The following is a 9,896-nucleotide window of genomic DNA, read 5'->3' as shown; positions in this document are numbered from 1 at the left end:
AGCTCCCAATTGGGAGCTGTTCTTCGTTATCGTGTCATGTAATTAGTGGTATCAAGCTCTAGCTCGAAAGTTTTGTTAAAAGAGTAGGACGGTGCACAGCTAAGCTATTTTTGCTAAGGTGTTATTGAATTTAAAAAGGTAGTGATATGCAAATCCGGAACGCTAAGGTAACTGATATTAGCTCGATCTTAGAGCTCTCTATGCAAATAAATCGTCAACATCATCTTGGTGCCCCTATAGTATTTGCTCCCGCTTCTCATGGCTTGGCTGATAGTGAAGAATATTGGTTGGGATTGATGCTTGATCCGGTTGGCACTTTCTTAGTTGCGGTTGATGCTCAACAGGTTGTTGGTTTCTTGGTGGGGAAGGTAACGCAGAATAAAGGGGTAAGCTTCATTCAGTCTCACAAAATAGCGCGAGTGAATACGATTGTGGTAAACGATCAGGTTCAGAGCCAAGGCGTCGGCAAAGCGTTGATGAAGTCGTTTAATCAGTGGGCGCAAGCGAGCGGTGCTATTGAGCTTAGGTTAGAAGTGATGGAGTTTAATCAGCAAGCTAAGGGTTTCTATGAGTCGTTAGGCATGGAAACTCAATCACGAACCATGTCCATGCGCTTTGAGGAGAACTAAAGGTGCGTCTATTTTTGCCTTTATTACTGTGTTTACTGTTTGTAGCTTCGAGTGTGCAAGCTGAAAAGGTTGTGGTTGAAAAGATCATTTCTGACGCGACGGCAATCGAAACCATTGTATTCGAGTCGAAACCGGCTCACTCTCAGCGTGTCTCAACGTCTTCCTCTAACTCAACCTCTTCAGTGATCTCAAATACCAAACATGTGATTATTGTGGATGATGTTCTTAGCCGTAACTCTGGCGAACAAGTTGCCCAGCTGTCTCAAGGTTCATCTAAACGTCCCCCTCAAAGCTCTTCTCAACAGTCTTACACTCTAACCGGTCCCTCTTCTGAGGCAGACTCTCTGTCGCAAGTGGTTACTTTAGTCAAAGTTGATAAATCGAAACGTAGAATGTACCTACTTAAGGGTGATGAGGTCATTCAAGAGTTTCGTATTGCGTTAGGGAAACAACCGAAAGGGCATAAACGTTTTGAAGGAGACAACCGAACACCTGAAGGAGAATACCAGCTCGATTATGTGATGGAAGAATCGGATTTTCACCGCTCGGTGCATATCAGCTACCCGCAACCTTCGGATATGCAGTGGGCTGAAGAAAATGATGTCGACCCTGGAGGGAACATCAAGATCCACGGTATTAAAAATGGTGAGCGCCGTTCACCGAGCTTTATTCAAAGCTTTGATTGGACGGATGGTTGTATTGCACTAACCAATCAAGATATGGATGAGTTCATCCAACTCGTAAAAATGGGTACCCCGATCCATATCGAATGGTAGTCATGGTACCCAATTTTCTTAATCACTTTCCGTAATCAATTCGCGCAGTCAATTCGCGAAAGCAACTTCTGAAATTAACCGCTAAAGTCAGTTACAGTAGGACTCGACCTGCACTGAATATCGCAATCACGATCAGCAACGCAATGGTGACTGGCTTAAATTTCGCTCCACCAAATCTCTCGAATAGTTTAGAACCCACATAACCGCCAAACATGCTGCTTGGTAACAGTGCAAAAGTAAGCCAGACCACCTCGCGGTCGACTAATCCTGCGATAGATGCCGATACAAACGCACTGGAATCTGCCAACACAAAGAACGCAATCAAGCCAGCTCTGGCTACATGCGGAGCAACTGGGCTTGCCAATGCGTGTGTACCAATCGGAGGCCCTGACATTGAAGCTGCGCCGTTCATTATCCCAGCAAGGCTACCTAGAATATAGGGAGCAAATCTAGGCTCTCTTTTGTACTGAAACCCTTTGTAGATCATAAGTGCAGATGCAAAAATGAAGGCGCTGATGATCAAGATGATCGTGTCTTGGCTAACGGATTTTAGCAGAAGTAGGCCGACCGGAGTGAAGGCCAAACAAGGGACAAATACCTTTGAAACCCAGCGCCAATTTACATGATGTTTAACCTTCGGCAGCAATTGGATATTGCCTAACAGGTCGATCAGCATGAAAACGGGAACCAGTTCGATAACGGGGACGAATAGCGCGCTTAACGGCAATGCCACTAAGGTGAAACCGAAACCTGAGAAGCCACGAACAATAGCGGCAAAAATGAAGATTGCACCCAAAATAGGGAAGGTTGGACTAAAAATGAGATCCATAAATTAAGTAACCAATGAAGCTGTCTAAATAGAGCGAGCGGTGAAACCAAGTGAGTAGCGGAATGTACTCCTACTCACTTGTGTTTGCTACTTAATTTTATGGTTTCCCGAGAGTTAATTTTAGGGCATCCCGGGAGTTTATTTTAAAGTTTATCGGGGCTATTTTTGCGGTATTTACGAGCTCAATTTATAGGATTGAACTGATTCGGAAAATCAGTAAATACAGCATCTACTTTTGAGAGAAATTTGAAGCGGGACGGATCATTGACGGTGTAGCACCATGTTTGAATGTTTGCTTCACCAAGTGTGTCAAGATCGCTCTGCTTCAGATGCTCGTAGTTCATGTGACAACTGAACGCTTTAACCTCATCAATCAGCATAAGATCATCTTGAGTCAGTTGCTCTGTGATCACACCAACACGGTATCTAGGCAAATGACGAGCGATTTCAGCAACGACTTGATGGCTGAAGCTTGAAAGCAAGATTCTGTCGGTGTCTAGATTTGAATGAATCAACTCGGTGTGCAGCAAATCAACGACATGAGGTGCTTGATGTCGGCTATCGACTTTGACTTCTAGGTTGACGCTGAGATCATACAGCTCAACAAGCGCGAGCAACTCTTCCAGCGTCAGTATTTTCTCACCCGCGAACTGCTCAGACTTCCAACTGCCAAAGTCAAGCTGACGCAGTTCTGCAAGGGTATGTTCGTCGACACGACCCTTGCCATCGCTGCAGCGCTCAAGTGTGTGGTCGTGACAAACCACAAGTTGGTCGTCCTGAGTGGGCTGAATATCAACTTCAATCCATTTCAAACCGAGTTTCGCCGCTTGTTCAATGCTTGCTTTGGTATTTTCTGGGTGAGTACCAGCTACACCTCTATGACCTACGATGATAGACGACATAATTAATCCTTCTTAAAGACGCACCGTAAAAACGCATTAAATATCAGTGTACTCGATTAAGCGAGAGCCGTCGTTAAGCTTGTCGTATCTTCGTGTGGCTCCTGTGATGTGAAATTATTTGGGTGAATGCGTTTGCCATGATTGTCAAAAATATGCAGGTTGGATTTATCGATTCTTAGCCCTAGTGGGACGGCTTGGCACAGTGTCGTTTCTGGTGTTACTGCAATAAAGGGCTGCTCGTTCACCAGACCATGAACCAATTGATTTGGACCCAAAGGCTCAACCACACTGATACGCAGTTCAAGAGGCAAGGTGTTCATCATCAATTCTGAACCAATTTCAGAGTGCTCTGGACGAATACCAAGTGTGATAGCTGTATTTTTTACGTGGGCGTACTCGGGTAAGTACATTTGCTGATCACCAATCTCAAGGTATCCGTCATCGAGTGTTGCTGGTAAAAAATTCATTGCAGGGCTGCCAATAAAGCTTGCCACAAAGGTGCTGGCAGGCTGGTGGTAGACTTCTCTTGGTGTGCCGACTTGTTCAATTTGGCCTTTGTTGAGCACCACGATTCTATCAGCCAGTGTCATGGCTTCGACTTGGTCATGAGTCACGTAAACACTGGTCACGCCAAGTTCGTGTTGCAGTTTTTTGATCTCTAATCTCATGTGAGCACGCAGTGAGGCATCTAGGTTAGACAAAGGTTCGTCAAACAGGAAAAGTTGAGGGTCGCGCACAATCGCTCGCCCCATGGCAACACGTTGACGTTGACCACCCGAAAGCTTGGCTGGCTTGCGGTCTAGATATTCTTCGATTTTCAGCGTTTTGGCGACTTTCTCAATTTTCTCTTCAATAAGGTGCTGACTAACACCTCGGTTCTTTAAGCCATAAGCGAGGTTTTTGTAAACCGACATGTGCGGGTAGAGCGCGTAATTCTGGAAGACCATCGCGATATCACGCAGGGCAGGTTTCTCTGTATCAACACGGCGACCACTTAAGTGAATCTCGCCACCAGAAATGCTTTCCAAACCCGCAATGGAACGTAGGATAGAAGACTTGCCACAACCAGAAGGACCCACCAAAACAAGGAACTCACCCTCATCGATATCAAGCGAGACTCCTTTGACGGCTTGATGGCCGTTTTCATACGTCTTTACCAAGTTTTTGATACCCAGCATGATGGGAGCTTTGCGCGTACGATCGTGAATGGCTTGGTTGTGCGCTAACGTTTGTTTTAGCTTTGGCATCGGGGTGTCCTCTGTATTTTTGTGGATAGCTTGGTGAGAAGGCAGGTGAGTCGTCTTATACTCATCGAGTGATTGAATGCGGTTATTGTTCATTTGAGTTGTGTCGTTATTATTTTTCACTTTCTACTAGCCCTTTTACAAACCAACGCTGAAATACAACCACCACTAGTACGGGTGGCAACATGGCTAAAATCACCATGGCGAAAGCATAGTCATAGCGCGGTAAACTGGTTTCATTGATATTATTGAGTACTTGTTTGATGCCCATCACGATGGTGTTGTAGCCTTCGTCGGTAGTCATCATGATTGGCCACAGGTATTGGTTCCAACCCACCACAAACATGATGATGAAGATCGCGGCGATCATGGTTTTAGAAAGAGGCAGCAAGATATCGACAAAGAATCGAAATGGGCCTGCATTATCTAGTTGAGCTGCTTCTAACAATTCATCGGGGATGGTTTTAAAGAATTGCCTGAAAAAGAAGGTCGCGGTGGCTGATGCGATCAAAGGCAGAATCAACCCTGTATAGCTATTAAGAAGACCAAGCCCAGCGACAACTTCATAGGAAGGGATAATACGAACCTCTAATGGCAGTAACAGCGTCACGAAGATCAGCCAAAACCACGCCGTGGCGTAAGGGAGTCTAAAGTAGACCAAAGCAAACGCGGCCATCATCGAAATGATGATCTTACCGATCGCAAAACCTAGTCCCATGATCATCGAGTTGGCGATCATTTTACTGGCGGTGACTTCGCCACTAAAGCCCATGCTTTTGTTCCAAGCTTCGCCATAAATGGCCGTAAAGTTATCGCCCGGTAGCCATTGCAGACCTTCGCTGACAATGGTGTTTGGGTTATGCGTAGAACTAGCGAAGATTAGCCAGATAGGGACCAACATAAACAGCATCCCTGCAATTAAAATTAGGTGGTCTGAGACCTTATTACTTTTCATAAATAACTCCTGTCGCGTTAAATCCTAGCGGGGAGGGGCTAGTAATGGACGCGCTTTTCTACAACGCGAAACTGGATAAATGTGAGAGTGAGTACCAGTAGTAACAGCACAACAGATTGTGCGGAACTGCCGCCTAAATCTGCGCCAACAAAACCATCTCGATACACCTTGTACACTAATGAAGTTGTACCGCCACCTGGGCCACCATTGGTCATGGTGTCTATCACGCCAAAGGTTTCAAAGAATGAGTAGGTGAGGTTGATGACCAGTAGAAAGAAGCCAGTCGGGGCGAGCAGTGGGAAGGTAATGGTCCAGAAACGTTTTGAGTCGCTGACACAATCCAGCATCGCCGCTTCTTTTACGGCGTAAGAGATCGATTGGAGTCCCGCCAGGAAGTAGATGAAATTCACCGAAACCTGTTTCCACACGGAAACCAAAATCAGAGCAAACGTGGCATCGACGGGATCGGTTTGGAAGCTAAAATCCCAACCCACAACAGCAAAGATTTCTGTGAACACGCCAATGTGCGGGTTAAACAAGAAAGCACCGATAACACCTGCAATCGCAGGGGCAACCGCGTAAACCCAAGTGAGAGTGACCTTGTAAGCGCCTTGTCCATGAATGATATTGTCAGCTTTCACCGCGAGCAGCAGAGCTAAGGCAAGCGAAAGGAAAGAGACCACAATCGCGAACATCAAGGTAAATCCAATCGAGTTCAGATACTCGCTCGATTCGAATAGCATTTGGTAGTTCTCAAACCATACGAATATCGATGAGGTTCCCCAAGGGTCTTCCAGCATAAATGAAAGGTAAACCGCCTTTGCCGCTGGGTAGATAAAGAAAACCGCAATGATGAGTATCTGAGGTGCCAAAAATAGGTAAGGCAGCGGAGAGTGAAAGAATTGTTGACGTCGTTCCACAGGGTAATCCCTAAAAATAATTACAGTGGCCACTATGAGCGGCTGTTACCACTAGCGCGATATCAGGCATGCATCCAGTTGAGTTATCGTTGTTGGAGCAAGAAATGGCGCTAATGAAGAACCTCCTCACGCCTTGCCATTACGTATTTAATAACGCAGTGACAAGTGGTGAGGAGCAATGAACGGCTTTTGGTGTGTTAAGCCTTTAGCTCAGTAATTTGCTTTGGTTAAAAAGCTAAATTAGTTCATCGTACGAGCGAAGCGTTTCAGCAGTTTGCTGCTCTCATCTTCGACTTTATCTAGGCTGTTCTCGACGCTAGAGCGGTCGGCGAAGATATTGTCGAATTCACGGTGCATCACTTCACGGATTTGCGGGTAATAACCTAGGCGGTAGCCTTTAGTCCACTCGCCCGATTTGAGGCTTAGTTGCTTAACGCCCACTTCTGCGTCTGGCTGCTCTGTGTAGTAGCCGGACTTTTTCGCTAGTTCATAGGCAGCAGTTGTTACAGGTACATAGCCTGTTGTTTTGTGCCAGTACACTTGAGTTTCAGGCTTAGTCAGGTAGTCAAAGAATGCTGCCACACCTTTGTCTTGTTGTTGGTCATGGCCATTGAGTGCAAACAGAGCGGCACCACCAATGAAGGTTAAACCAGCATCTGGGTTAACTGATTTCCAGTATGGAAGGTAAGTTGTGCCTAACTCGAAAGGTACACGGTTACGTAAACCACCGAATGAACCTGAAGAGCCCATCCACATTGCTACTTCTTGGCGCTCGAAAGGCGTTTGGTTCGCATCCCAATCGCTGCCGTAATACTTGTAGTAACCTAGATCTGACCACTCTTTCATCTTGCTAACGTGCATCATCATGTCTTTGGTGTTGAACATGATTTTAGTGGATAGGCCGTCGTAGCCGTTGTTCTGGTCAGAGACTGGCAGGTTATGGCGAGACTTAAAGTTTTCAAACATGATCCACGGCGTCAGAGATTGAGAAAACGCGATGTGTCCTTCGGCCTTCAGTTTCTTAGCAACCACTTCGAGTTCTTCATAAGTCTTAGGCGCTTCGGCTCCCACTTCTGCGAGAAGGTCTTTGTTGTAGTAAAGAACCGGCGTCGAACTGTTGAAAGGCATACCAACCATCTTGCCTTGGTTGTCGGCATAGAAGTTACGAACGCCAGCTAGGTAGTCGTTTGAATTAAAGTTGTAGCCCGATTCAACCAGAATATCCTGTACCGGTTTCGCGACACCTTTAGCGTTCATGATGGTTGCTGCACCGGCATCGAAGACTTGTAGAATGTTAGGAGCTTCGCCAGCTCGATATGCTGCGATACCCGCTGTTAAGGTCTCTGTGTATGAACCTTTATAGATTGGCGTGATCTTGTAATCATCTTGTGACGCATTAAAGTCAGTCGCAATCTTATTGACGGTTTCTCCAAGTTGGCCGCCCATTGCGTGCCACCAAGTAACTTGAGTCGTTGCGAACGCCGGCATTGCTGCTGTCGCAGAAAGAACGCCTGCCAAAATTAGCTTATTCATCTTCTTTTCCTTTTGGATGAAATCGATATAGAGGTATTGAATTTGAGTATTAACGAGACGGTAGGGGTATCGTTTGAAGCTATCTTGAACAGGGTATATTTCACTTACGTGGCTAAAGCGTTTCACTGATGTGAAAGATTCATTTCGATTTTATTTAAGAGAAAAGTTATTGATGGATTTGATGTTTGATGTATTTGGCTTTCAAGACGTTTTTCTGACCAAAAAAAAGCCTCTCGATGGAGAGGCTAAGAATAAGGTTCGATGTGGATACAGTTTTAGTGCGCGATGTCTAATTGGTTGTCTTTCACGCCGTTAATACGGAACCAACCTGCGATACTGAATCGCTCTGTGTTGGTTGGTAACACTTCGTGTGGGAACTGTTCAGACAAGAACACAAATAAGCGGCCTGACTTTGGTGGAATGGTCGCAATGTGGTTGTCTTTTAGATCGTAAACCACGAGCTCCCCTGCGTCTTCCTCAGACCATTCGTCATTCATGTAGAACACAGTGGTTAGGCGGCGGTTTTCATTACCTTTAAAGCAGTCTAAGTGCTTCTGGTAAAAGTCACCTTTTTCGTATTTAGCAAAGTGCGCTTCGTACTCGAACAGACCCAAAAAGAACGCTCTGTTTGCTTCTAAACGAATTTGTTCCATTTTGTCTAGGAACAGAGATGCGGGTTCGCCCATATCACGGCGTACCCACTGAATTTTGTCACTACGAATCGTTGCTTCTCGTGCTACGTCATCGTTACGGCCGATCCTAGCCTTTTTCCAGTTCTCTGGAATGCAATCCCTCAATGCCACTACTTCTTCGTGAGTTAAGAAGTCATCCCAAACAAAGTAACCTTGGGTAGAAAGAGCATCGATAAGTTGGTTCATGTATAGCACTCAGACAATAAATTAGAGGCGCATATATAGTCCGAATAACTCAGGTCACCAAATCACATGTTTTGTCGTCACGACAAATGATGCTCAGTGCTTAAAGCGCAAGGCTTGTTGAGCAAGGTTTTCGGTAATGTGAGCATTCGATAATGCTGAAAAATATCGGATGAAATTGATGATCATCTTTGGAATGTGCCCTCATTATTCTGAGTTAAATTGGACTGAGTAACATTGGTTTTGAGTAACGTCGGATTTGAGTGATTGAGTGGATACCAATGGAAATCTTGATTCGAGTTCTCTATCCGGTTTTAGATTGTTGCTTTTAACAAAATGATCACAATTGATGGTGGGTTTGCTATTGTATAGGTCTGACCAGTTGTTTTGTCACAAGGAGTGGATTTGCAACTTCATACCATCAAAGGCTATATCCAAGACATGTATCTCGTAGAGTACCCTGACAGGTTGCTCTTGCTTGATGGTGCGTGTCGAGCCGACATCCCGCATTTGAAGGGTTTCATCGAAACCGAGCTGATGCGTGATTTTGCTGATCTACATACGGTTGTGGTTACGCACATGCATCCAGACCACGCAGGGGCAGCACACAAGCTCAGAAAGCTCACGAATTGTAATTTGGTGGCAGCAGATCGAGACAAAGACTGGTATCACGGTATTGATGGTATCTTGATGCATATGACCGATCTGGCGTTGGCACGATGGATGGCGAATCGATTGGGCAGGCCTAAAGCCAATCTATGGTATTCAAGAAAGTTGAAGCCGGACTACAAGCTGTCGGATGGAGACAGCATTCCGGGTTTTGATGATTGGTTGGTTCTAGAAACGCCAGGCCATACCGACAGAGATCTTTCCGTCTATTGCCCATCACACAGTGTCGCCTATGTGGCGGATTTAATGGTCGAGGTCAAAAAGAAGCTGATTCCGCCTTTCCCAATTTTTCATCCCAATAAGTATCGAGAGTCGGTATCCCGTATTTATAACATGCAGCTCGACACCTTGCTGGTGGCGCATGGGGGACAAGTGAATTTGAGTGAGCAAGCGTTTGAACATCTGTTGATGAGTGCGCCAAGAAGGCCAGTAACACATTGGCGAGTGACTAAGATTAAACTCAGAGGTTTGCTAAAATCTGTTTGGCGATTTGGGTTTAAAGATAAAAAGAATCGCCATAAATAATAAAGGCCAGTCTCAAAGACTTAATGCCGTTCGGATAAG

The 9,896-nt window shown here is 45.4% G+C and carries 10 protein-coding genes; 3 read left to right on the top strand and 7 right to left on the bottom strand.

Annotated elements, in window-relative coordinates:
- Positions 1 to 146: 146 nt before the first annotated feature.
- The gene (locus AB4232_RS16360) at positions 147 to 629 is read left to right on the top strand and encodes a GNAT family N-acetyltransferase (RefSeq protein WP_009846299.1); all 483 of its coding nucleotides are present in this window, start codon (positions 147 to 149) and stop codon (positions 627 to 629) included.
- Between the two features lie 2 nt (positions 630 to 631).
- The gene (locus AB4232_RS16355; RefSeq protein ID WP_372087539.1) at positions 632 to 1,405 is read left to right on the top strand and encodes a murein L,D-transpeptidase family protein; all 774 of its coding nucleotides are present in this window, start codon (positions 632 to 634) and stop codon (positions 1,403 to 1,405) included.
- Positions 1,406 to 1,496: 91 nt separating this feature from the next.
- On the opposite strand, the gene AB4232_RS16350 is transcribed toward AB4232_RS16355, so the two are convergent.
- From AB4232_RS16350 to AB4232_RS16320, 7 genes are all read right to left on the bottom strand, one after another.
- Positions 1,497 to 2,234, bottom strand: coding sequence for a sulfite exporter TauE/SafE family protein (locus AB4232_RS16350; RefSeq protein ID WP_372087538.1), 738 nt, complete (start codon positions 2,232 to 2,234; stop codon positions 1,497 to 1,499).
- Between the two features lie 182 nt (positions 2,235 to 2,416).
- Complete coding sequence (locus AB4232_RS16345) at positions 2,417 to 3,136, bottom strand: glycerophosphodiester phosphodiesterase family protein (protein ID WP_012601049.1); 720 nt, start codon at positions 3,134 to 3,136, stop codon at positions 2,417 to 2,419.
- Positions 3,137 to 3,192: 56 nt separating this feature from the next.
- Complete coding sequence (locus tag AB4232_RS16340) at positions 3,193 to 4,503, bottom strand: sn-glycerol-3-phosphate import ATP-binding protein UgpC (protein ID WP_372087537.1); 1,311 nt, start codon at positions 4,501 to 4,503, stop codon at positions 3,193 to 3,195.
- Positions 4,493 to 5,335 (bottom strand): sn-glycerol-3-phosphate ABC transporter permease UgpE, encoded by an 843-nt coding sequence (gene ugpE, locus AB4232_RS16335; protein ID WP_372087536.1) that lies wholly within the window; start codon positions 5,333 to 5,335, stop codon positions 4,493 to 4,495. Before ugpE ends, AB4232_RS16340 begins: the two co-directional genes overlap by 11 nt.
- Positions 5,336 to 5,373: 38 nt before the next feature.
- Positions 5,374 to 6,255: an ABC transporter permease subunit gene (locus AB4232_RS16330; RefSeq protein WP_009846305.1), complete on the bottom strand. Its 882-nt coding sequence runs from the start codon at positions 6,253 to 6,255 to the stop codon at positions 5,374 to 5,376.
- Between the two features lie 240 nt (positions 6,256 to 6,495).
- Positions 6,496 to 7,788 (bottom strand): extracellular solute-binding protein, encoded by a 1,293-nt coding sequence (locus AB4232_RS16325; protein ID WP_372087535.1) that lies wholly within the window; start codon positions 7,786 to 7,788, stop codon positions 6,496 to 6,498.
- Positions 7,789 to 8,063: 275 nt separating this feature from the next.
- The gene (locus tag AB4232_RS16320; RefSeq protein WP_104211075.1) at positions 8,064 to 8,666 is read right to left on the bottom strand and encodes a 2OG-Fe(II) oxygenase; all 603 of its coding nucleotides are present in this window, start codon (positions 8,664 to 8,666) and stop codon (positions 8,064 to 8,066) included.
- 402 nt (positions 8,667 to 9,068) lie between these two features.
- Here AB4232_RS16320 and AB4232_RS16315 point away from each other — a divergent pair, with 402 nt between their 5' ends.
- A complete protein-coding gene (locus AB4232_RS16315) occupies positions 9,069 to 9,857 on the top strand; it encodes an MBL fold metallo-hydrolase (protein ID WP_372087534.1) in 789 nt (262 codons plus the stop codon).
- The last annotated feature ends 39 nt before the right edge of the window (positions 9,858 to 9,896 follow it).

The organism is Vibrio sp. 10N.286.46.A8, assembly GCF_041470165.1.
Taxonomy (GTDB): Bacteria; Pseudomonadota; Gammaproteobacteria; order Enterobacterales; family Vibrionaceae; genus Vibrio; species Vibrio tasmaniensis_A.
Note: the sequence above shows the minus strand (reverse complement) of the source record. Positions and strands in the feature narration are given on the sequence as shown.

What these genes read in the sequence shown, in the direction of transcription:
- AB4232_RS16360 (WP_009846299.1), top strand. Translation starts at nt 147, where the DNA reads ATGCAAATCCGGAACGCTAAGGTAACTGATATTAGCTCGATCTTAGAG.
- AB4232_RS16350 (WP_372087538.1), bottom strand. Translation starts at nt 2,234, where the DNA reads ATGGATCTCATTTTTAGTCCAACCTTCCCTATTTTGGGTGCAATCTTC.
- AB4232_RS16345 (WP_012601049.1), bottom strand. Translation starts at nt 3,136, where the DNA reads ATGTCGTCTATCATCGTAGGTCATAGAGGTGTAGCTGGTACTCACCCA.
- ugpE (WP_372087536.1), bottom strand. Translation starts at nt 5,335, where the DNA reads ATGAAAAGTAATAAGGTCTCAGACCACCTAATTTTAATTGCAGGGATG.
- AB4232_RS16325 (WP_372087535.1), bottom strand. Translation starts at nt 7,788, where the DNA reads ATGAATAAGCTAATTTTGGCAGGCGTTCTTTCTGCGACAGCAGCAATG.
- AB4232_RS16320 (WP_104211075.1), bottom strand. Translation starts at nt 8,666, where the DNA reads ATGAACCAACTTATCGATGCTCTTTCTACCCAAGGTTACTTTGTTTGG.